The organism is Rhodopseudomonas sp. BAL398 (assembly GCF_033001325.1).
In the GTDB taxonomy this organism is placed as follows: Bacteria; Pseudomonadota; Alphaproteobacteria; order Rhizobiales; family Xanthobacteraceae; genus JARJEH01.
In genome coordinates this window covers 5,857,867-5,880,009 of sequence record NZ_CP133111.1, presented here as the reverse complement: position 1 = coordinate 5,880,009, position 22,143 = coordinate 5,857,867, and the positions used below count along the sequence as shown (strand labels likewise).

Here is a 22,143-nt window from a genome sequence, read left to right as displayed (position 1 = left end):
AGATTGCAAACCAATGACCCGGCTTACGAGAAACAATTACCGCGCGTCAAGCCACTGTTCTGACCGCAGTTCCGGATCCTGCGACGACTTAACACGAAGTATCGCAGGTACAACCTTTCGGCTTCTGTCTGTCGCAGTGCAATGCTACTCAAGTCAACGATAGACGTATTGAGCAAGGTCAAAAGCGAGATGACGACTGGGATATTGATCGGCGACGGCAACGTAAGACTTTCGCCGCATCCATTGCGCGCGGCCGTGCTCGGCGAGGTTCATGCGCGGCCGTTTACGGCGCTGCACGGGCCATCGCGCATCGTGCATTTCGCCTTCGACACCGCAGGCGCAGCAGGACAGGCCGACCGCGCCAACCTGATCGCATTTTGTGAATCGCGCGGCCTGCCGCCGCCGGCGCCCGGCGAGAAGCAGCATCGCGCGCCGTTCGGCACCACGATCCTGCGTTGGGAGCAGCATTCGGAATTCACCACCTACACCTGGGAGATCCCCGCCGACACCGCGGCGGCACCGTTTCATCCCGATGCGTCGTCGATCGCCTCGCCGATGCGGCTGCTGCCGCAGCCCGGCCCGGTGCTGGTCGCGGTCGATCTGCATCTGATGAAGGACGACCCGCCGCGCACCGCGCCGGAGCGGCTGTTCGATCGCGCCAGCCTCGCGGTCGCCGAAAATTCCGACGGCGCGGCGTTGTATGCCACCGACTTCCAGCCCGGCCCCTCGGGCTTTGTCCGCATCCTGGTGGTCGATCGCGGCATGGCGCCGGAGCGCGCCGGCGCGCTGGTGCAGCGCGTGCTCGAGGTCGAAACCTATCGGACGCTGGCGCTGCTCGGCCTGCCCGAGGCGCAGCGGCTGACGCCGTCGATCGCCAATTCCGAACGCCGGCTGGCCGAGGTCACCCAGGAAATGCGCGGCGCCGGCGACCTCGCCAGCAATCACAGACTGCTCGAGGAACTGACCGCGCTGGCCGCCGAGGTCGAGGCCGGCGCCGCCGCCAGCCAGTATCGCTTCGGCGCCAGTCGGGCCTATGATGAAATCATGACCGGACGGCTGGCGACGCTGGGCGAACGCAAGGTCGGCGGGTTGCCGACCTGGTCGTCATTCCTGGCGCGGCGGATGAAGCCGGCGATGCGGACCTGCATCACCACCGAAGCGCGGCAGTCCGACCTGTCGCTGAAGCTGGCGCGCGCCGCCAATCTGCTGCGCACGCGGGTCGACGTCGAACTGGAACAGCAGAACCAGGACCTGCTGAAATCGATGAACGCGCGGACCCGGCTGCAATTGCGGCTGCAGACCACGGTCGAGGGCCTGTCCACCGCCGCGATCACTTATTACGTGGTCGGGTTGTTCGGCTATCTGGTGAAGGGCGCCAGCGAAAGCGGCCGACTGCCGATCGACCCCGGCGTCGCAACCGCCCTGTTCGTGCCGATCGCCGCCGTGTCGATCTGGTGGACGGTGCGCAGCATCCGCAAGAAACACATCGCGGACGAGGATTGATGCGCCGCTTCGCCAAGCCCCTGCGCATCGTCGTCGCTATCGTCGCGCTCGCCGCGCTGGCGGTGGCGTTGTGGCAGTTGCATGGCATGACCGACGGGCTACGGGTGTCGACCGCCCACGTCGGCGAGACTCCGGTGACGATCTATCGGCCGGCCTCCGACGCCCCGGCGCCGGTGGTGGTGATCGCCCATGGCTTTGCCGGCTCGCAGCAATTGATGCAGCCCTTCGCCGACACGCTGGCGCGCAACGGCTATATCGCCGTGACCTTCGATTTTACCGGGCACGGCCGCAACCCGGTGCCGATCCGCGGCGATATCGACGAGCCGACCAATGTGACCGGCGTGCTGGTCGCCGAACTCGGCCGCGTCACCGATTTCGCCCGCACCCTGCCGGACAATGACGGCCGGGTCGCGGTGCTCGGCCATTCGATGGCCTCCGATATCGTGGTGCAATATGCCGTCGCCCATCCGGAGATAAGCGCCACCGTCGCGGTCTCGGTGTTCACCCGGAAATCGACCGCGACGCTGCCGCATAATCTCCTGGTGATCGTCGGCGCGCTCGAGCCGCAGATGCTGAAGGACGAAGGCTTGCGCATCGTCAACCAGACCACCGGCGGCGGCGCCGTGGCCGGCCGCAGCTATGGCGACTTCAACGACGGCAGCGCGCGGCGGCTGGCGCTGTCGTCCGGTGTCGAACATATCGGCGTGCTGTACAGCCGGGATAGCATGCGCGAAGCGCTGCAATGGATGAATGAGAGCTTCGGTCGCACCAGCTCCGGCTGGATCGACCGCCGGCCAAGCGCGCTGGGCCTGTTGTTCTTCGGACTGATCGCGCTGGCCTGGCCATTGTCGACGCTGCTGCCGAAAGCCGCGCCGGTGCCGATGGGCGCCAGCCTGAGCTGGAAGCAATTGCTGATCGCCGCGATCCTGCCCGCGGTGCTGACGCCCTTGATATTGTGGAAGGCGCCGACAGACTTCCTGATCATCCTGCTCGGCGATTATCTGACGCTGCATTTTCTGCTCTATGGACTGTTGACCGGCGCGATCCTGCTGGTCTTGCCTGGACAAATGCCTTTCCTTCGTCATGGCCGGGCTCGACCCGGCCATCCACGGACACAAGGCGATGCCGCCAAGGCTTGGATGCCCGGGCCTTCGCCGCGCCAAAGCGGCTTCGGCCCCGCAGGCGGGTCAAGCCCGGGCATGACGAAATTGGATGCCGACAGCCAGCACGCACGTCCGACGGTCAGTATCAAGGCGCTCGTCATCGCCGCAGCCGCCGTGGCCGCCTACAACATCCTCGCCTTCGGTCTGCCGCTCGATACTTACGTCTTCTCGTTCCTGCCGATCGAACCGCGGATTCATCTGATCGCCGCGGTGGCCTGCGGCACCGTGCCGTATTTCCTCACCGCGGAATGGATGGCGCACGGGGCACACGCGCCGCGCGGCGGCTATGCCTTCGCCAAATTCTGCTTCCTCGCCTCGCTGGCGGCGGCGGTGGCGCTCAATCTGCACAAATTATTCTTCCTGATCATCATCGTGCCGGCGATCCTGCTGTTGTTCCTGGCGTTCGGGCTGATCAGCAATTGGAGCTACAGGGCGACCAATCACCCGCTGCCCGGCGCGCTCGCCAATGCGGCGATCTTCGCGTGGGCGATCGCGGTGACGTTCCCGATGGTGATCCGATGACTCCCGGCGAATTATGGCCCGCGACCGGCGCGCTGTGCTGGCGGCTGGTCACCGACGCGGTGATGGGCGGGGTGTCGCGCGGCAGCATCGCCGAGATGGCGATCGCGGGCCGTGATGCCGTGCAGATGTGCGGCCGCGTCAGCACCGAGAATAATGGCGGCTTCATCCAGATCGCGCTCGATCTGGCGCCCGACGGCGGCGCGATCGATGCGAGCGGCCTCACCGGCATCGTTCTCGACGTGTTCGGCACTGGCGAGCGCTACGGCGCGCATCTGCGCAGCACCGATCTCGACCGGCCGCAACAATCCTATCGGCAGGAATTCGTCGCGCCGTCGCAATGGACCACGATCGAGCTGCCATTTGCGCAATTCGCGCCGCATCGCACCGACGCGCCGCTCAACATCGCCCGGCTGCGCCGGATCGGGCTGGTGGCGATGGGCCGCGAATTCGACGGCGATCTCGCCGTTGCGCGGCTGGCATTTTATTGATCTGCTCCGATCTGACTTTTGACGAATGGCGAGCGACCCCGCCGCTTCCTACAAAGAGGGACCATGTTCGGACCGAAGCCCGACATCCCCGCGCAAGGCCAGGAATCGGTGTGGGATTATCCACGCCCGCCGCGCCTGGAACCGGTCGCGCAGCGGTTGCGCGTGGTGTTCAATGGCGAGACCATCGCCGATAGCGTGTCAGGATTTCGCGTGCTCGAAACCAGTCATCCGCCGGTCTATTATATTCCGCCGGCCGATATCCGCACCGCGGCACTGCGGCCCGCGCCGGGGCAGTCCTGGTGCGAATTCAAGGGCCACGCCAAATATTGGTCGCTGGAAGTCGGCGAGCGACGGTCGGACAACGCCGCCTGGAGCTATCCGACACCAACACCGGCTTTCGCGGCAATCGCCGGCCACCTCGCCTTCTACGCCTCGCGAGTCGATGATTGTTTCGTCGGCGACGAGCGGGTGCAGCCGCAGCAAGGTGATTTCTACGGCGGCTGGATCACCACGAAAATCGTCGGCCCCTTCAAGGGCGGCGCGGGGACACGCGGATGGTGATGCGCGACGATTCACCAGCGCCGCTCTGGGCACCGCCTGTCAACGCCGCCGCGCCGCGCGAGCTGTGCACCGATTGCGGCGTGTCGCGGATGAGCGATCCAAAGCAATGCGGCCACGCCTGCCAGTTCATCAAGCCGGACTATCCGGCGATGGAGCGCCGCGTCCATGGCCGCACCCGCGATCCCGCACGGCCTGACGAGGAATTTTTCGGCCCGTTCCGCCGCATGGTGCGCGCCGCGATGAAAACGCCGCGCGAAAACGCGCAATGGACCGGCATCACCACGCGGATCGCCGAGCGGCTGCTGGAGACCGGAGCGGTCGACGCGGTGCTGACCATGGCGCCGGACCCGGGCGACAAATGGAAGCCGATGCCGGTGCTGGTGACCAAGCCCGAGGGCATGGCGCAATGCCGCGGCATGCGGATGGGCTACGCGCCGTCGCTGGCGCTGCTCGAACCGGCGCTGGCCGCCGGCTATAAGCGGCTCGCGGTGATCGGGATTCCCTGCCAGATCCACGCGCTGCGGGCGCTGGAACGACAGCTCGGCTTCGAGCGGCTCTATGTGATCGGCACGCCCTGCTCCGACAACACCACCACCGAAAATTTTCACGGCTTTCTCGATCTGCTGTCGGACCAGCCCGACACCATCACCTATCTGGAATTCCGCGCCGATTATCATGTCGAGCTGCGCTTTGCCGACGGCGCGGTGAAGGAGATTCCCTTCCTCAAGCTGCCGATCTCGAAGCTGCCGCCGGATTTCTTTCCGATGACCTGCCGCACCTGCGTCGACTACACGAATTCGCTGGCCGATATCACGGTCGGCTATATGGGTGGCCAGGGCGAGCAATGGCTGCTGGTACGCAATACGCGCGGCGAGGAATTGCTCGATCTGCTCGGCGACGAAGTGAAGTTGAGCGAGCCCGGCAGCGCCGGCAAGCGCGCCGGCCCGGTGAAGGGCTTTCTGAAGAATGTCGAACTCGCCGCCGGCGGCCTGCCAGTGCGCGGCATGCCGAACTGGCTGCGTCCGCTGATGGGCTGGCTGATGCCGAAGGTCGGGCCGCGCGGGCTGGAATTCGCCCGCGCCCGGGTCGAAATGAAAGCAGTGGAAACCGTGCTGCATCTGCGTCGGCAATATCCACAGCGGATGAAGAACATGATCCCCGCTCATGTCTGGGCGCTGGTAACTCCATACGGAGTCGAGCCGAAAGACGGTGAACGAACCAAGTAATACCGCCGTCTTCGCTCTATCAGCATGCGCGCATAGGAACCAGCATTCTCCTGGATGGTTATGGTCGCGGCCGCTGGCGTCGGTGATGACATCGACGCGCGGCGCGCCTGACCCGATCACTGGAGGTTATCTTGGACAAGGATATTCTGGATCATTTGAAGACGCTGCACACCAGCGCGATCGATGCGCGTAGCGGCTATGAGGAAGCTCTCGAGGACGCTGAGGGCAAGGGCATGACGCCGCTGTTCCGCGACATGATCGCGCTGCACGATTCCAATGCCGAAGAACTCGGCGGCGCGCTGATCAATGCCGGCGAAACCGCGGATGAGGATGGCTCGTTCATGAGCCTGGTTCACCGCACCATCATGAATGTCCGCTCGCTGTTCAACGGCCTCGACGGCAGCGTGTTGCCGGGCCTGATCGATGGCGAAAAACGCAACGTCGCCAAATATGACGACGCGCTGAAAGTCACCGCCGGATCGCCCGCGATCGCCAGCATGCTGAGCGCGCAGCGCGGCAAGATCGAGCAGAAGATCGCGCTGATGCAGCAGCAAGACGCGAGCTACAAAGCTGCATCATGATCGCGCGAACCAGGACCGCAAAGACGGCAAAAAAATCGGGGGCCTTGAGCCCCCGATTTCGTGTCCGGCATGATGAGCCGGATGACTCTTGTCTGAATTACTTCGGCTGTCCGGTCGATCCATTGGCCGCGCCGATACCGGTATCTGACGCGGTCGGAGCCGCAGCACCGTCACGATTGTAGATCCGCGGCACGGTCTGGGTGGTGGGCGAAGCCGCCCCGGTTCCAGTCCCGGTCGTCGTCGTCGAGCTGGCAGCCGGCGTGGCGATCTGCGCGGTTTCGCTGTTCGACCTGGCATTATTGCCCAGCGCCAAAAGGCCCATCGCGATCAGGGCGAAGACGGCGAGGCCCCCCAGTTCCGGCAGGGCGCCATCCGCGGCGGCGCCTCGCCCGGTGCCGCGGCCTTCCAACGTCTCCGCGGCAATTTCACGGTTGGATCGCGAGCGTATGAAGTTGATGAATGCCAGGCCGACGATGACGACGCCAGCGGCCAGCGTGAAGAACATAAGCCAACTAATCGGATGGTTTCCGTCCATGTAGTCCTCCTGCCAATGTAAAGCTCGGTTGTCACTGGTGGACGAAACGGAGGACAGCTAATTTGGTTCCGACCCCGAACGCGACGCCGCGGCGCGGAACAATCCGCGCGCCGCGGCGCCGGCTTAGTCGCGGGGCCTCATTCGTAGACGAAGGCAGGATCGTCGAGATCGATACACGGGAATTCGTCTTTCTCGCTCCAATAGTCCTGACTATGCTGCCATTCCGGCTTGTCGCCGCGCTTGGGCAGCAGATGCATCCCGCGCATCAGATAGCCCGGATTGAAGTTTTCCGGATCGATCCAGGGTAGTAGCGGCATGTCCTGGTCCTGCGGTCGCAATTGCGGCACGACCCTGGCGGCGCCGTTGCGTTCCATGTGGCCGAGCAGCCGGCAGACGAAGTCAGCCACCAGATCGGCGCGCAGGGTCCAGCTGGCGCGGAAATAGCCGAACACCCAAACCATGTTGGGAACGCCGGTGAACATCATGCCGCGATAGGTGACGGTGTCGGCGAAATCCAGCAGCTTGCCGTCGATCGAAAATTCGATGTCGCCGAGCACGTTGAGGTTGAAGCCGGTGGCGGTGACGATGATGTCGGCCTCGAGCGCCGCGCCGGATTTCAGCGCGATGCCGGTCGCGGTGAAGCGTTCGATCTCGTCGGTCACCACCGAGGCCTTGCCGGAGGCGATGCCCTTGAACAGATCGCCATCGGGGACGAAGGCGATACGCTGCCGCCACGGCCGGTAGCTCGGCATGAAATGCGGATCGAGATCGTAGTCAGGCCCGAGATGAGCGCGAACGCCGGCCAGCAATTCCTGTTTCACCAGTTCGGGCTCGCCGACCGCGCGCTTGGTAAACGTCGCCTGATCGAACAGGATTTTGCGGCGCACGATCTCGTGGATCCAGTCCTCGTTGACGCCCAATTCGCGCAGCGTATCGGCAAGCTCGATCTTGTTGCGGCCGGGAATGAAATAGGTCGGCGAGCGCTGCAATACGGTGACATGGTCGCAGCTCGGTGCGATCGCCGGCACCACTGTCGCCGCGGTGGCGCCGGAGCCGATCACCACCACCTTCTTGCCGGCATAATCGAGATCATCCGGCCAGGTCTGCGGATGGACGATGCGGCCTTTGAACTCCGACATGCCGGGCCAGTTCGGCGTGTAACCTTCGGTGTGGCGATAATAGCCCTGGCACATCCAGAGAAAATTCGCAGTGATACGCACCGATTCCCCGCTGTCGGTGCGGACCGCCTCGATGCTCCAGCGATTGTCCGCGCTCGACCAGCGCGCCGCCACGATGCGGTGGCCATATCTGATGTGGCGAGCCAGATCATTGTCGTCGATCACCTCGCCCATATAGGCGCGAATCTCGGCCGCGGTCGCGATCGGCTTGCCGGTCCACGGCTTGAAACGATAGCCGAAAGTGTAGAGGTCGCTGTCGGAGCGAATCCCGGGATAGCGATGGGTCAGCCAGGTACCGCCAAAACTGTGCTGGGCTTCGAGCACGACGAAGCTGGTGCCGGGGCGTTGCGTGGTCAGGTGATAGGCGCCGCCTATTCCCGAAATGCCAGCGCCGGCGATCAGCACGTCGAAATGTTCAATGGCTTGCGGATGGGCGGCCGACCTGGCGGCAGCGGAAACGGTATCGAGCACGGGCGGTTTCCTCGTCTTTTTTTATCTGTTGCCGGCATTGTGGCCCGCGGGTCCGGCTTTGCCCAGCGCTTTTTCGGTTCCAGGCAGCAAAACGCCGCGGGCATCGCGACCCGCGGCGTTGTGGTGAAGGCAAGGCTTTACTTGAGAAGCAGCGGCAGGCCCGAGAACGACTGGTACTCGCCCTTCTGCTCCAGGATCAACGGCGTGCCGGACATCGACTTGTACTCGCCCTTCTGCTCCAGGATCAGCGGCGTGCCGGACATCGACTTGTACTCGCCTTCCTGCTGCAGGATCAGCGGCGTGCCAGACATCGACTTGTACTCGCCCTCCTGCTGCAGGATCAGCGGCGTGCCGGACATCGACTTGTACTCGCCCTCCTGTTCCAGAATCAGCGGGGTGCCGGAATATGACTGGTAGGTTTCGGTGCTCATTTTGGGATCCTATGCTCTGGACGACAGGACTGGCAGACCCAGCCAGGTCGACAACGGTGTCGGATTGTTCATCAACAATGGCTCGCCCGAATAAGATTTATACGGGCCTTTGGATTCGAGCAGCAAAGGCGTGCCCGAAAACGACTTGTAGGGGCCGCTGCTGTCGAGCAGCAACGGCACGCCGGAGAACGACTTGTAGGGGCCGGAGGTGTTGGCCAGCAGCGGCGTGCCGGAAAAGAACTTGTCGCTGTCGGTCAGCAGCATGTCGCCCGAATAGGATTTGTAGGGGCCCGAACTATCCAGCAGCACCGGGGCGTGCAGGATATTGGAGAACGGGGTCGCCTCGCTCAGTTCGACCGCGGCGGGTCCGCTCTGCGGCACGCTGATCTGGTTCGGGCTGTAGCGATCGAGGATCTCCGCCGCCTTGGCGGCGAAGCCGAACTCCGCCAGCACCGCGACCACGACGCCGCCCTTCTTGACGGGCTCGGCATAGACCCTGGCTTCAGAGCGCGGCACGTAAGCCCGGGTCAGCGCCGCCACGATGTCATCGACCGAGCCGGTCTTGCCCGACTGCACGGCGCTGACGACGTTGTATTTGAAATTGCTCTTCTTCAGGTCGGCTTCAAGAGCGGCGACCTGCCTGCTGGAATCGTACAACCGGGTAATGGTCTGGGTCATGTTTACTCCGTTTCAGTCTCAGGACCTGCTCGGTTGGCCCTGCATCAATAAAGTGTCCCGCCGTCGGATCAGGGGGACCATCGTCACGAGCGTCGCGAGAAGCAGCAGCAGTTCGAGGCAATAGACAAAGTTGTAGCCCGCGGCCGCCCCCCAGGCATTTGTCGGCGCGAATGCGCTCACGACATCGCGAAGGATGCCGCCGAGCGCGATCGCCGCGCCCGCGGCCGAGGCCTGCACTGCGCCCCAGGCGCCGAGCGCGAGACCCGCCTGATCCTTCGGCGCCGCATTCATGGTCGCAGTCAGCGTGCCGTGGCCGAACAGGCCGGCACCGAAACCGATCAGCAGCGTGCCGGTGCCGAACAGCAAGGCCGGGTGCAGCGTCGCCGACAGGCTCGCCGCCAGGATCACGCACAGAAATGCCGGGATGCCGACCAGCGCGCCGGCGCTCGCCATCCGGAACGGATCGGCGCCGCGGCTCAACACGCGTGAGGCAAGGCCGAAGCCGAGCAGCCCGCCGATCGCCAGCGCCGCGGTCAGCTTGGTGGTGTCGCCGACGCTGAGATGCAGGATCTGGCCGCCGTAAGGTTCAAGCAGCACGTCCTCCATGCTGAACGCCATGGTGCCGAGCCCGACCGCCACCAGCCGCCGCATCGCGTTGTCGCCGCTGATGAACACGTTCCAGGATTTACGGAAACTTGTGCTGATCTCCTTGATGGCCGCCTGTCGGGCCTGGCCGCGGGATTCCTGTTTCCAAACCGCGATGCCGTTGAGCACGATCGTCACCACGGCCGAGCCCTGGATCACCTGGATCAGTCGCCCCGGCGAGAATTCCGCGAGCAGCATGCCGAAAATGATCGCGCTGGCGATCATGCCGAACATCAGCATGGTGTACATCAGGCCGACGACTTTCGGCCTGGATTCCGGCGTCGCCAGATCGGTCGCCAGCGCCAGCCCGACGGTCTGGGTGGTGTGCACGCCGGCACCGATCAGCAGGAAGGCCAGCGCGGCCGCGGCCTGGCCGATCCAGGCCGGCGCGTGGCCGGCATCGCCGCTGCCGGACAACACCAGCAGCGCGAATGGCAGGATCGCCAAGCCGCCGAACTGCACCATCGTCCCCTTGTAGAGAAACGGCACCCGGCGCCAGCCCAGCGCCGATTTGTGGATGTCGGAGCGAAAGCCGATCAGCGCCCGGAACGGCGCAAACAGCAGCGGCAGCGACACCATGATGCCGACGATCGAAGCCGGAACGTTGAGCTCGACGATCATCACCCGGTTCAGCGTGCCGACCAGCAGCACCAGCGACATGCCGACCGAGACTTGAAACAGCGACAGACGCAGCAGCCTGGACAGCGGTAGATCCGGCGTCGCGGCATCGGCGAACGGCAAAAACCGCGGGCCGAGCTCAGCCCATACCTGCATGACTTTTCGGCTGACTGGGTTCATCGTTGAGCATTCCATCTGACGCAGGCCCGGCGACAGCATCGCCCGCCCCGATCTCAAACTGGAAACAGCGCCACGACATCGTGGCGTAAGATCGACGGCTGGCCGCCGTCATCGCCCGCGCTTCGGCCCAAAGCGGGTCGACTCCAAAGCAAGCCGGCCGCAAAGCAAGCGACCGGGACCCGTGGATCCCGGTCCAGCCACCATAGCTCTTGATGAGCCGTATCAGACGATGGAGGGCGTGATGACCGAGCTCTCGATCGAGGCGGTCTTGCCGTTCCAGTACTTCGGGAACCAGGTGGTGTGCGAGATCAGCGCGTAGTGAACGAGAATTGCGATCACGGTAACGCTGCCGAGCAGCAGGGGGAGACCAACGGTCGGCTTGACCACGGTCCAGATTCTACCTTGATTCATTGTCGATACTCCTTAATGCAGCCAGGGCGAATAAACATACGCCAGGAAGTGAGCGACGATCGCAATCGCGCCAAAGACGCGGGTGCCGTCGATCACATGCTTGTGGAGCTCTTCCGATTCCGCGATTGTCAGACCAGTCGGCCAGACCTTGTTCGGATCGTCAACCATAACAAACCTCCTAAGAGACTTACGATCAGTGTCGTGCTGAACCCGCACGTAGGTGTGATGCGCTGCTACGTCGAACGGATGTTCGTTGGTCTCAGCATCGTGTTGTCGCTTCCTCACCCCTCCGCGCCCGACCACAAATCACGCGATGTCGAGACGATGGACCAGGCGGAAGCCTTTCCAGACCCGTCCAGACAGATGGCCCAAAGCCCCCTATCACTTCCGAGTGATTGTAAGACTAGCCTGACACACATCTTTGTCAATTTAACATGACACTGCTGACTGTCCGTGTCATACCGGACATTCTCAAACCGGTCCGCCGACTCCCGGACACGGAAAATTGAGTTAGATGTGATGCGATCGGCTCTTGACAAATCGTCAGAACTCAGAGTTGTGAACGCACCCGCGCCGGAGCCGACGGGCTGCGGCCGCGCACCGATTCACCCGCCCGCGGCGGTCCAGCCGCACGGCGCCCTGCTGGCGCTGGACCCGGTCGATCTGCGCATCGTCCATGCCGGCGGCGACACCGCCGGATTGCTGGGGGCCCCGCCGGCCGCACTGCTGGGCCAGACCGCAACCGCCATTCCGGCGATCGACCGCATCCGGGTCGCGCGGCTGCGCGCGCTGCTGTCGGGCGATCGCGACATCGCCCGCCCGCTGCACGCCTTCACCCTCACCGCCCCGGACGCCACCAGCGTCGACGTCATCGCCCACCAGGCGTCGGGCTTGCTGGTGCTGGAGTTCGAGCCGCAGCGCGAAGCGGCGCCGGACAATGCGCTGGCGCTGGTGCAGTTGATGATCCGCCGGGTTCGGCGTGCCGACACCGTCCAAGCGTTGTGCGACGCCGTCGCCGCCGAGCTGCGCGCCGTCACCGGTTTCGACCGGGTGCTGATCTGTCGCGTCCTGGCCGACGGCAGCGGCGAGGTGACAGCCGAGGCGCTGGGCGACGGCGTCGATTCCTTGCGCGGGCTGCGCTACCCGGCATCCCAGATCTCCCAACACGGCCGCGCGCTGGATCGGATCAACGGGCTTCGGGCGATTCCCGACGCGCGCCACGCCGCGGCGCCGATCATTCCGGCGCTGCATCCGCGCGACGGCACGCCGCTCGATCTCAGCCACAGCGTGATCCGCGGCGTCTCGCCGGCGCATCGCGACACTCTCGCCGCTCTCGGCGTGGTGGCGTCGATGTCGCTGCCGATCGTGCAACACGGCCAATTCTGGGGCCTGATCGCCTGCCACCACGGCGCGCCGCGCTATCTGCCCTATCGGCTGCGCGAGGCTTGCGACATGTTCGCCGAGCTGATGTCGTCGCAGCTGGAAGCCAGGATCGCGGCGGAGCAATACGAGGCCCGGCTGCGCAGCACCCGGATTCACGAGGAGCTGGTGACCCGGATGAGCCAGGAATCCGACCTGGCCGAGGGATTGATCCGGTTTCACCCCAATCTGCTCGACTTCATTCCGGCGGCCGGCGTCGGGCTGTGGATCGACGGGCAGTTCACCGCCCTCGGCGTCACGCCGAGCGCCGACCAGGTCGAGGCGCTGATCGGCTGGCTCGGCGCCAGCGCCAATGACGGCGTGTTTCAAAGCGATTGCCTGCCGCTGATCTATCCGCCCGCCGCCGCTTACGCCGACCGAGCCTGCGGCCTGCTGGCACTGTCAATCTCGAAGACGCCGCGCGACTACCTGCTCTGGTTCCGGCCCGAAGCGATCCGGAGCGTGAGCTGGGCCGGGCAACCGACCAAGCCGGCCAGCCCCGGCGCCGAACGGCTCGAGCGGCACGGCTTGGCGGCGTGGCAGCAATCGGTGCGGCTGCACGCGCGGCCCTGGCGCGAGTCGGAAATCGAGGCGGCGCATCGGCTGCGGCTGTCGCTGCTGGACGTGGTGCTGCGGCGGATCGAACAGATCGCCCGCGAACGCAAATCGGCGCGGCTGCTGCAGGAGCAGCTGATGCGCCAGCTCGAACGGGGCTTGCGGCAATCGCAGGATGTGGCGCGAACGCTGGACCAGGAAACCAAACGGCGCGCATCGGTCGAGGCCGACCTGTCGCAGGTGCTGCGGCGCACCGTGGAAGACCAGGAAGCTGAGCGGTTGCGGATCGCCCGCGAATTGCACGACACGCTCGGCCAATCGCTCACCCTGCTGCATCTCGGCATCGAGAGCATCGGCCAAGCCACGCCCGGCAGCGACGAGATGCGCCAGCGCATCGCCGGCATCAAGAGTCTGACCGTCGATATCGGCCGCGAGGTCAACCGGCTGGCCTGGGAGATCCGTCCGACCGCGCTGGACGATCTCGGCATCCAGACCGCGATCCAGCATTTGCTCGATTCCTGGAGCCAGAAGGCCGGGGTCCGGTTCGACCTGCATTTGACGCTCGGCGAACGCCGCCTGCCGGCGCCGATCGAAACCACCTTGTACCGCGTGCTGCAGGAGGCGCTGACCAACATCGTGCGCCACGCCGAGGCCCGCCATGTCGGGGTGATCCTGCGGCTGGCGGAGCAGCAGGTGACGATGATCGTCGAGGACGACGGCCGCGGCTTTGCCGGCCCCAACCCCGACACCAAGCTGCCGGAGCGGCTGGGCCTGCTCGGGATCCGCGAGCGGCTGTCGCTGGTCGGCGGCTCGCTCGAAATCGAATCGGCGCCCGGCAAGGGCACCGCTCTGTTCGCTCGCATTCCGTTGTAACGCATGACACGACTGGAACGACAATCGATGGATCAGGAAGCAGCCTCCCGCCTGCGGGTGTTCCTCGCCGACGATCATCCGGTGGTACTCAGCGGCATGAAGGCGCTGGTCGCCGGCGATGCCGGACTCGAAATGGTCGGCGAGGCCAGCGACGGCCCCAGCGCGCTGCGCCGCGCCGTCGAATTGCGCCCCGACGTCGCCGTGCTCGACCTGTCTATGCCCGGCCTGAACGGCATCGAGGTGGCGCGGAAATTTCTCGCTGCCTGCCCGGAATGCCGGGTGCTGGTGCTGACCGTGCATGAGGACGGCGCCTATCTGAAGCAGCTGCTCGATCTCGGCGTCGCCGGCTATGTGCTAAAACGCTCGGCCACCGAGGAGCTGATCCGCGGCATCCACGCAGTCGGCGCCGGTGGCCTCTATCTCGATCCGGCGATCGCCGGCCGCGCCATCGGCCGCGCCGCCCCGCATCTTCACAGCAGCGACCACAGCAACGCGGTCGCCGAACTCAGCACGCGGGAAATCGAGGTGCTGCGGCTGGCCGCGGTCGGCCACAGCAATAAGACCATCGCGGCCAAATTGCAGATCGGATCGAAGAGCGTCGAGACCTACAAGGCGCGCGGCATGGCGAAGCTGGGCTTCCATAACCGCGTCGAAGTGGTCCGCTTCGCGCTCAGCATGGGCTGGCTCTCCGACCCATAGCGCGCGAGCGATTAAGCGTTTGATCGAGGCCTACCGAACCGCTAGCTTCCCCCACAACAAGAAATGCTGCCTCCGGAACGCTGCCGCCGCGCGATGTCGCGCGCGCCTGCCCCGGCGGCCCTGGGGGAAATCCACCATGAGCGCCGAGCCGCGACCGCCACGATTGTCCGCCGAGACGGCGTCGCACCTGACAGCCTCGACCTGTGCTTCGGCGACCGCCTCTTCGGCCAAATCTTCGGCGACAAAGGCTTTCGCGGGCCTGCGCGTGCTGGATTTTTCCACTACCATCGCGGGGCCGCACTGCGCCCGGATGCTCGCCGACATGGGCGCCGAGGTCATCAAGATCGAAACCGCCGAGGGCGAGACGATGCGGGCCCGGCCGCCGCTGCGCGACGGTTTCAGCACCGCGTTCGGCCAGCTCAATGTCGGCAAGAAGAGCCTCGTGCTCGATCTGAAATCGCCGCATGGCCGCGACGCGGTGCGCCGGCTGGTCGCCGACGCCGACATCGTGGTCGAGAATTTTCGGCCCGGCGTGATGCAGCGTTTGCAGCTCGACTATCCGACGCTGCGCGGGTTCAATCCGAAGCTGATCTATTGCTCGATCTCCGGCTACGGCCAGACCGGCCCGTCCTCGGAATTGCCGGCCTATGCGCCGGTGATCCATGCCGCCTCCGGCTACGACATGGCGCATCTGGCCTATCAACCCGGACGCCACCGGCCGGATTATTGCGGCATCTATCTGGCCGATGTGGTGACCGGCGCCTATGCGTATGGGGCGGTGGCGTCGGCGCTGTATCAGCGCGCCAATACCGGCGAAGGCCAGCACATCGACGTCTCGATGCTGGAATCGATGCTGTCGCTGACGCTGAACGAAATGCAGTGGGCGCAATTTCCGGTGACGATGCCCAGCCGTCCGCTGTTCGGGCCGATGGAAACCGCGGACGGCTATGTGATGGTCGCAGTGGCGAGCGAAAAGACGTTTGCCGATTTCGTGCTGGCCTCCGGGCATCCGGAATGGATCACCGACCCGCGCTACGCCAACTACGCCGACCGCCGCGACAATTGGGAGGATTTCATGACCGGGATCGAGACCTGGTCGCGCACGCTCAGCACGCAGCAATGTCTGGCCGAGTTGAACCGGTTCGGCGTGCCCTGCTCGGCCTATCGCAGCGTCGCCGAGGCGATGGCCGACCCGCAGATCGCGCACCGCCAAGCGCTGGCCGAGGTCAGCGACGACGGCGGCAGTTTCAAGGTGCTGAACCTGCCGTTCCGGATGTCGGGCGCCGACACCAGCGCCGGCCCGCGCGTGGCCTCGCTCGGCCAACACACCGTGATGCTGCTCCAGCAGGCCGGCTATTCGGACGGCGAGATCGCCAAATTTTCGGGCGGCGCGTAGCCAACGCAACCCGTTTATGCAATGCGCCGCCCCACAGGCAGCGCGCTCCCTCTCCCATGGGGAGAGGGCCGGGGAGAAGGGGGGCGTCCTCTCGTGAGATCAGCCCCCTCACCCGGATTGCTACGCAATCCGACCTCTCCCCGGTGGGGAGAGGTGAACGCGCGCCGCGAAGGCAGCGCGTCGCTAAGTCAACGCGGCTCATGCAATGCGTCGCCTCACCGGCAGCGCGCCCCCTCTCCCATGGGGAGAGGGTCGGGGTGAGGGGGTACGACCCCTCGTGAATTCGTCCCCCCTCACCCGGATTGCTGCGCAATCCGACCTCTCCCCGGCGGGGAGAGGTGAACGCGCGCCGCGAAGGCAGCGCCTCAGCGAGATTCCGGGCTCGCGCGCAGCGAAGCTGCTCGCGCCGGAATGACCACATCGTTGTTTCAGCGCCAAGTCATCACGTCGCCAGCCGCACCAGGTAGGTCTGCTCGCCGCTCAGTACCAATTCGCCGCGCTGGTTGTGCACCGACGACGTCACGGTGACGATGCCGGTGGTGCGCTGCGGCGTCAGTGCCGCGATCACCAGCTCGGGATACAGCGTGTCGCCGGCATAGACCGGCTTGTGGAATTTCGACGATTGCGCCAGGAAGCCGAGCAGCGCCTCGCCGATGACATGCGGAAACAGCCCGGCTCCCGCCGCGGTGAAACACAGCACCTGCAGACCATGCGCAAGCAGCCCCGGATGGCCCTGGGCGCGGCAATATTCGATATCGTAGTGGATCGGATGATTGTCACCGGAGACGCTTTGAAACGCCGCGAAATTGGCGTCGGTCACGGTCCGGCTCGGCAGGCAAAAGCGTTCGCCGATTTGCAGCGCCGCGAATGGGCGCGGTTCGACCAGCCGGTGCGCCGATCTGTCGAAAGCGGCGCGCGGCGCGCTCTCTTTGGTCACTGATGGCGGATTCGATGCTGCCGTCACGCGCGTCCCCCTGTTGTTTTGTTGCAGGTTAGCCGCTCGCGGGCCGCGACGCCATCGCACCGGCCGCAATCACCGCGCCGGCTTGCCGTGGCCGATCAGCAGGCGTCCGAACAGGATCGCGAAGCCGAGAAACGCCGCCGCCCAGGCGAACGCCGCGACATGCAGCAAGGCGTCGCTCCAGGCCGGCTGCAACACCGCGCAGACCCGCGCCAGCACCGCGACCAGCGCGCCGCCATAGATCGCCTGGGTGGCGCGCGTCGCGGTCAATGGCTGGCCGCTATGGCCCAAAGTGGCACGCGACATCACCGCCAGCGTCATGATCCCGGCGGCGCCGACCATCCAGGCATGGACGCCGGCGCTGCTGGGAATGAGATCGAACGCCGCCGCCGAAGTCAGCAGAAAACCCAGCGGCACGAAGGCGTAGCCGACATGGAGCACCAGCACGAGGCGTTCCTTCGAGGTGCGATCGCCGGCCCAGCGCGCCAGACGCACCAGATGCAGGATGCCGGCCAGCGCCAGCAGCGCGCCGGTCACCACGCCCTGCGGGCGCAGCACCCACACCAGCAGCGTCATCGCGCTGACGGCCATGATGGCGATGTCGAAACGATTGAACGGCACCGGCAGTCGGCCGGGATTTTCGCGCACCAGCCAGTTGCGGGTGAAGCTCGGGATGATGCGGCCGCCGATTAGCCCGATCAGCACGATCACCACCGCGATGCCGGCGCGCATCCCAAAATCGGCAGCGCCGCTGACATGGGCTTCGAGATGAAACGCCACATTGCCGGCGAGCAGCAGCGCGATCAGCACCACGACATTGAGGTTGCGCCAGTTGCGGCCGGCCAGAATCTCGCGGCTCGCCGCCAGCGCCACCAGCAGCAGGAAGCTGCAATCGATCAGCATCGCCGCCAGCCAGCCGATGTCGGCGGAAAACGCCAATGCGAACCGCCCGGCGAGCCAGACGATCACCAGCGTCAGCAACGGCGTGCCCTGGATCGGCAGGCGACCGGTCCAGTTCGGGATCGCGGTGAACAGAAAGCCGGTGATCACCGCCGGCAGATAGCCATAGAGCATCTCGTGAACGTGCCAGTCGCGCGGCGCCATCGCCGTCGCAAGAGTCACTTCGCCGTGGAAGAACGGCAGCCAGATCAGCACGGCCAACGCGGCGAAGGTCGCGCCGAGCAGGAAGAATGGCCGGAAGCCGGTCGACAGGATGGTCCAGCCGTGATGCGGCCGAAACCGCGGAACCGGAATCCGTTTGGCTTCGGGCGGTGCGGATTGGGTGGCGATGGTGGCCGTCATGTCGGATCCCCGCTGGATGGCGTCGGCTCTTTCTATTGCAACGCAGCCGCAGCTGGTTGTGCCAGCACAACGTTCCGGGCGATTGCGGCGATCCGACTTCAGGGCAGCGGCGATACGCCGATCAGCGGCGGATGGGCCAACAGCAGCACCAGCCAGGCCAGCAGCCCGATCGCGATCCGCTTCGGATCGATCCGCAGCACCCGCGGCCGCCAGCGCCGACGGATCAGCGCGGCGAATGGCCAGAACGACGTGCGCTGCGTCATATTGGTCCAGGCCTCGGCGCCGAATTGCCGCCGTTTGCGGCGATCGATCACCACCATGCCGGCGAAGGCCAGCAATGCGAACACGCCGAACAGAAAAACATGAGCCAGATCGCCATTGGGCACCACATGGGATCCCGACCACAGCGCGATCGCCCAGAGCAGCGGATGCCGGACGACGCCGATGATTCCCGGATGCGCGGGGTCGAACCGGCGGTTCGGATGGCCGCCGAACGACAGCGGATTGGCGGCGCCGACGCCGAAGGCGGCGAGCATGCAGGCCAGCGGCATCGCCAGATTCGGCGCCCACATCTGCCAATGGGCGAACGGCCACAGCACGACGACGGGCGCCCGCCCGGCGGCGGCGATCAGCCAGGCCAGAATGATGACCGAGACGCCGCTATAGGCGAGCAGGAAGCCGCGTTCGCCCAGCGCCTTGACCAGCACGGCGCGCACCGATGGGCGCGTCGGCACCGCATGCGACAGCAGAAACACCGCGAAGGCGGCGACGAATTCGGCCCAGCCGTTCAATTTGCGCCCCCGCTGCGCGGTCTCACGATCCCTTCGCGAACACCGCGCTCAGCGCATCCTGGGCTTCCTGCTGGATCTTGCGCAGATGCGGCTCGCCAAGAAAGCTCTCGGCGTAGATCTTGTAGACCTCCTCGGTGCCGGACGGCCGCGCCGCGAACCAGCCGTTCTCGGTCACCACCTTGATGCCGCCGAAGGGCTGGCCGTTGCCCGGCGCCGTGGTCAGCGTCGCATGAATCGGCTCGCCGGCCAGTTCCTTGAGGCCGAGTTGGTCGGCCGACAGCGACTTCAGCAGGTTCTTCTGCGCCACCGACGCCGCGGCGTCGATCCGCTCATAGAACGGCACGCCGAGATCGGCGGTGAGATGATCGTAGAGTTCGCCGGGACCGATCTTGCTTTTCGCGGTGATCTCGGCGGCGAGCAGGCCGAGGATCAGGCCGTCCTTGTCGGTGGTCCACACTGTGCCGTCGCGGCGCAAGAACGAGGCGCCGGCGCTCTCCTCGCCGGCAAAGCCGAACGAACCGTCGCCGAGCCCGTCGACGAACCATTTGAAGCCGACCGGGGTCTCGACCAGCCGGCGGCCGATCCTGGTGGCGACGCGGTTGATCATCGCGCTCGACACGATGGTCTTGCCGATCGCCGCGTCGGCGCTCCAATCCGGCCGGTTCTCGAACAGATAATTGATTGCCACCGCCAGATAATGGTTCGGATTCATCAGCCCGTTCCAGCGGGTGACGATGCCGTGGCGGTCGGCGTCGGTGTCGTTGGCGAAGGCGACGTCGAAATCGTCGCGCATCGCGATCAGCCGCGCCATCGCATAGGGCGACGAGCAATCCATCCGCACCTTGCCGTCCCAGTCCGCGGTCATGAAGCGGAAGGTCGGGTCGACCACCTCGCTGACCACGGTGGCGTCGATGCCGTAGCGTTCGATGATCGGCCGCCAATAATGCACCGCAGCGCCGCCGAGCGGATCGATCCCGATCTTGACCCCGGAATCGCGGATCGCCGCCATGTCGACGACATTCTCCAGGTCGGCCACATAGGGCCCGACATAATCATAGCGATGCACATGCGCCGACTTGCGGGCGCGCTCCAGCGAGATCCGCTTGACGCCCCGCATCGCGTCTTCCAGCAGCGCGTTGGCGGCGCGCTCGATGCCCGAGGTGATGTCGATGTCGGCCGGCCCGCCATTGGGCGGATTGTATTTGAAGCCGCCATCTTCCGGCGGATTGTGCGACGGCGTGATCACCACGCCATCGGCGAGGCCGGAGCTGCGGCCGCGATTATAGGTCAGGATCGCGTGCGAGATCACCGGCGTCGGCGTATAACCGTCGTGCTCGTCGATCATCACCTCGACGTCGTTGGCGGCGAACACTTCGAGCGCGCTGGCCAGCGCCGGCTCGGCCAGCGCATGGGTGTCGATGCCGACGAATAATGGCCCGGTGACGCCGGCCTTGCGGCGGTGCTCGCACAAGGCCTGGCTCACCGCCAGGATATGGGCCTCGTTGAAGGCATTGTTGAGGGCCGAGCCGCGATGACCGGAGGTGCCGAACGCCACACGCTGCGCCGGCACCGCCGGATCCGGCTTGCCCTCGAAATACGCCGTCACCAGACGCGGCACGTTCACCAATTTCGACGGCTCGATGGTCTTACCCGCAGACGGGCTCACTTCAGCGGCCATTGTCGCTCCATGCGTGGAATCACAGCGTGATCCCTCGCCCGCCGGGCGACGATCGTCAAGCCGCGGTTTCGGCCGACCAGACCAATGGCTTGGATTGGGAACATAGCGGCACAGACCGGGCGCCCCTGCTGGCGCCGTCGGGCCCGGATCGTCTCAGAGCAGCGCTTCGGATTGATCCAGCAGCGTCTGATAGCATTCGCAGGACATCTTCGCCAAAGCCGGCCGGTTCAGGATCTTGATCACCCCGCGCGAATAGGTGATGATTCCGGCGTTCTGCATTTTGGTTGCCACCTCGGTCACCGAGGTCCGCCGCACCCCGAGCATCTCGGCGAGGAATTCCTGGGTCAGGTTGACGGTGTCGCCGCCGGCGCGATCGGCGGATTGCAGCAGCCAGCGGCAGAACCGCGCCTCGATCACATGCAGCGCGTTGCAGGCCGCGGTGACGCGGGCCTGCGACAGCAGCACCTCGTTGTATTGGATGCAAAGGCTGCGGATCGCATCGCTGCCGGTGGCGGCCTTTCTGAATTGCGACGACGGGATTTTGGTCAACGACATCGACATCTGCACCACGACGCGAACCAGCGACTTGTAAAGCCCGAGCCCGGCCATCGCTCCGACCACGCCCTCGCTGCCGACGGTGGCGGTTTCGATCGCCTTGCCGTCCTTGAGCACGGCCAGCAGCGACAGCATGCCGTTGTGGGGGAAGAACACATGGTCGAACTCGTCACCGGGCTCAAGCAGAACCATGCCCTGCTCCAGCGATGCGTTGGTCATATGCGGCGCAAGCAGGTCATATTGGGGCCGCGGCAATGCGGCCAGGAGCTTGTTATCCAAAGGTCGTCCAGCAGTTGAAATTGGCACTACGGATTCCTGCCCGGTCGGATCGGGCCGCAAACCGCAGGGGTGAGGTGGAAGGCGCTCCGATAGGGCTACCGCGGAAGACCTACATATAAGAACGCGCAAGCTGATTTGTCTGTCCGGTTACCGGCTTAGCCCGGATTGGGGCGCGGATGTCGGGATTCGCAAAGGCTATTGGAGTGCAACGGCCAGTGATTGCAGCCAAAGTAAGTCGGAAATTTTTCTTTGTCCGGAACCGGACTAAGGAACAGGTCGCGGCGTCACGGCTGCGATTGCCAAGCGAAGCTGGGCAGCGCTGACGCCGGCAGGATGGATCGCCAGCAGCGCGGAACCGTTGGCCGCAACGGCGGTTGCGTACCCGCCATGTGCACAGCGTTCCGGAAAGGGTCCGTCTTGACCAATTACCAATACCCGACCCGG

The 22,143-nt window shown here is 65.3% G+C and carries 21 protein-coding genes; 9 read left to right on the top strand and 12 right to left on the bottom strand.

The window, feature by feature from the left end:
- The first annotated feature begins 189 nt into the window (after positions 1-189).
- The 6 genes from RBJ75_RS27650 to RBJ75_RS27625 all read left to right on the top strand — a co-directional run bounded on the left by RBJ75_RS27650 (position 190) and on the right by RBJ75_RS27625 (position 6,044).
- Positions 190-1,503: a DUF3422 family protein gene (locus tag RBJ75_RS27650; RefSeq protein ID WP_044416157.1), complete on the top strand. Its 1,314-nt coding sequence runs from the start codon at positions 190-192 to the stop codon at positions 1,501-1,503.
- Positions 1,503-3,188: a dienelactone hydrolase family protein gene (locus RBJ75_RS27645; protein WP_044416150.1), complete on the top strand. Its 1,686-nt coding sequence runs from the start codon at positions 1,503-1,505 to the stop codon at positions 3,186-3,188. Before RBJ75_RS27650 ends, RBJ75_RS27645 begins: the two co-directional genes overlap by 1 nt.
- The gene (locus RBJ75_RS27640) at positions 3,185-3,676 is read left to right on the top strand and encodes a CIA30 family protein (RefSeq protein ID WP_276156995.1); all 492 of its coding nucleotides are present in this window, start codon (positions 3,185-3,187) and stop codon (positions 3,674-3,676) included. Before RBJ75_RS27645 ends, RBJ75_RS27640 begins: the two co-directional genes overlap by 4 nt.
- Positions 3,677-3,739: 63 nt before the next feature.
- Positions 3,740-4,237, top strand: a complete 498-nt coding sequence (locus tag RBJ75_RS27635) for a DUF427 domain-containing protein (protein ID WP_044409838.1) — start codon at positions 3,740-3,742, stop codon at positions 4,235-4,237.
- Positions 4,237-5,463 (top strand): Coenzyme F420 hydrogenase/dehydrogenase, beta subunit C-terminal domain, encoded by a 1,227-nt coding sequence (locus tag RBJ75_RS27630; RefSeq protein WP_173427344.1) that lies wholly within the window; start codon positions 4,237-4,239, stop codon positions 5,461-5,463. The genes RBJ75_RS27635 and RBJ75_RS27630 overlap by 1 nt, the downstream gene beginning before the upstream one ends.
- A gap of 131 nt (positions 5,464-5,594) precedes the next feature.
- Positions 5,595-6,044, top strand: a complete 450-nt coding sequence (locus tag RBJ75_RS27625) for a DUF2383 domain-containing protein (protein ID WP_276156361.1) — start codon at positions 5,595-5,597, stop codon at positions 6,042-6,044.
- A 97-nt stretch (positions 6,045-6,141) separates the two neighbouring features.
- On the opposite strand, the gene RBJ75_RS27620 is transcribed toward RBJ75_RS27625, so the two are convergent.
- The 7 genes from RBJ75_RS27620 to pufB form a co-directional block, all read right to left on the bottom strand.
- The gene (locus RBJ75_RS27620; RefSeq protein WP_044418969.1) at positions 6,142-6,579 is read right to left on the bottom strand and encodes a hypothetical protein; all 438 of its coding nucleotides are present in this window, start codon (positions 6,577-6,579) and stop codon (positions 6,142-6,144) included.
- A 137-nt stretch (positions 6,580-6,716) separates the two neighbouring features.
- Complete coding sequence (locus RBJ75_RS27615; RefSeq protein WP_276156360.1) at positions 6,717-8,228, bottom strand: flavin-containing monooxygenase; 1,512 nt, start codon at positions 8,226-8,228, stop codon at positions 6,717-6,719.
- 137 nt (positions 8,229-8,365) lie between these two features.
- A complete protein-coding gene (locus tag RBJ75_RS27610) occupies positions 8,366-8,659 on the bottom strand; it encodes a hypothetical protein (protein WP_276156359.1) in 294 nt (97 codons plus the stop codon).
- A gap of 9 nt (positions 8,660-8,668) precedes the next feature.
- Positions 8,669-9,337: a hypothetical protein gene (locus RBJ75_RS27605; protein WP_044407983.1), complete on the bottom strand. Its 669-nt coding sequence runs from the start codon at positions 9,335-9,337 to the stop codon at positions 8,669-8,671.
- An 18-nt stretch (positions 9,338-9,355) separates the two neighbouring features.
- On the bottom strand, positions 9,356-10,780 hold the full coding sequence (locus RBJ75_RS27600) for a PucC family protein (protein ID WP_276156358.1): 1,425 nt from the start codon (positions 10,778-10,780) through the stop codon (positions 9,356-9,358).
- A 222-nt stretch (positions 10,781-11,002) separates the two neighbouring features.
- On the bottom strand, positions 11,003-11,191 hold the full coding sequence (locus RBJ75_RS27595; RefSeq protein WP_044407992.1) for a light-harvesting protein: 189 nt from the start codon (positions 11,189-11,191) through the stop codon (positions 11,003-11,005).
- A gap of 12 nt (positions 11,192-11,203) precedes the next feature.
- A complete protein-coding gene (gene pufB, locus RBJ75_RS27590) occupies positions 11,204-11,359 on the bottom strand; it encodes a light-harvesting antenna LH1, beta subunit (RefSeq protein ID WP_276156357.1) in 156 nt (51 codons plus the stop codon).
- A 390-nt stretch (positions 11,360-11,749) separates the two neighbouring features.
- On the opposite strand from pufB, the gene RBJ75_RS27585 reads away from it, so the two are divergent.
- The 3 genes from RBJ75_RS27585 to RBJ75_RS27575 all read left to right on the top strand — a co-directional run bounded on the left by RBJ75_RS27585 (position 11,750) and on the right by RBJ75_RS27575 (position 16,133).
- Complete coding sequence (locus RBJ75_RS27585) at positions 11,750-14,038, top strand: GAF domain-containing protein (RefSeq protein ID WP_234707472.1); 2,289 nt, start codon at positions 11,750-11,752, stop codon at positions 14,036-14,038.
- Between the two features lie 27 nt (positions 14,039-14,065).
- Complete coding sequence (locus tag RBJ75_RS27580; protein ID WP_044414602.1) at positions 14,066-14,737, top strand: response regulator transcription factor; 672 nt, start codon at positions 14,066-14,068, stop codon at positions 14,735-14,737.
- A 136-nt stretch (positions 14,738-14,873) separates the two neighbouring features.
- Positions 14,874-16,133 carry a CaiB/BaiF CoA transferase family protein gene (locus tag RBJ75_RS27575; RefSeq protein ID WP_080901136.1) on the top strand — a complete coding sequence of 420 codons (1,260 nt, stop codon included), beginning with the start codon at positions 14,874-14,876 and terminating at the stop codon, positions 16,131-16,133.
- 442 nt (positions 16,134-16,575) lie between these two features.
- Here the strand turns inward: RBJ75_RS27575 and RBJ75_RS27570 are convergent, their stop codons facing one another.
- From RBJ75_RS27570 to RBJ75_RS27550, 5 genes are all read right to left on the bottom strand, one after another.
- Positions 16,576-17,097 carry a MaoC family dehydratase gene (locus RBJ75_RS27570; RefSeq protein ID WP_411194487.1) on the bottom strand — a complete coding sequence of 174 codons (522 nt, stop codon included), beginning with the start codon at positions 17,095-17,097 and terminating at the stop codon, positions 16,576-16,578.
- A 69-nt stretch (positions 17,098-17,166) separates the two neighbouring features.
- A complete protein-coding gene (locus RBJ75_RS27565) occupies positions 17,167-18,396 on the bottom strand; it encodes an NnrS family protein (protein ID WP_044414600.1) in 1,230 nt (409 codons plus the stop codon).
- Between the two features lie 98 nt (positions 18,397-18,494).
- Positions 18,495-19,187 carry an NnrU family protein gene (locus RBJ75_RS27560; protein ID WP_044414599.1) on the bottom strand — a complete coding sequence of 231 codons (693 nt, stop codon included), beginning with the start codon at positions 19,185-19,187 and terminating at the stop codon, positions 18,495-18,497.
- A 22-nt stretch (positions 19,188-19,209) separates the two neighbouring features.
- Positions 19,210-20,865, bottom strand: coding sequence for a phosphoglucomutase (alpha-D-glucose-1,6-bisphosphate-dependent) (gene pgm, locus RBJ75_RS27555; RefSeq protein WP_044414598.1), 1,656 nt, complete (start codon positions 20,863-20,865; stop codon positions 19,210-19,212).
- A gap of 153 nt (positions 20,866-21,018) precedes the next feature.
- Positions 21,019-21,699, bottom strand: a complete 681-nt coding sequence (locus RBJ75_RS27550) for a Crp/Fnr family transcriptional regulator (RefSeq protein WP_044414597.1) — start codon at positions 21,697-21,699, stop codon at positions 21,019-21,021.
- Positions 21,700-22,143: the final 444 nt, after the last annotated feature.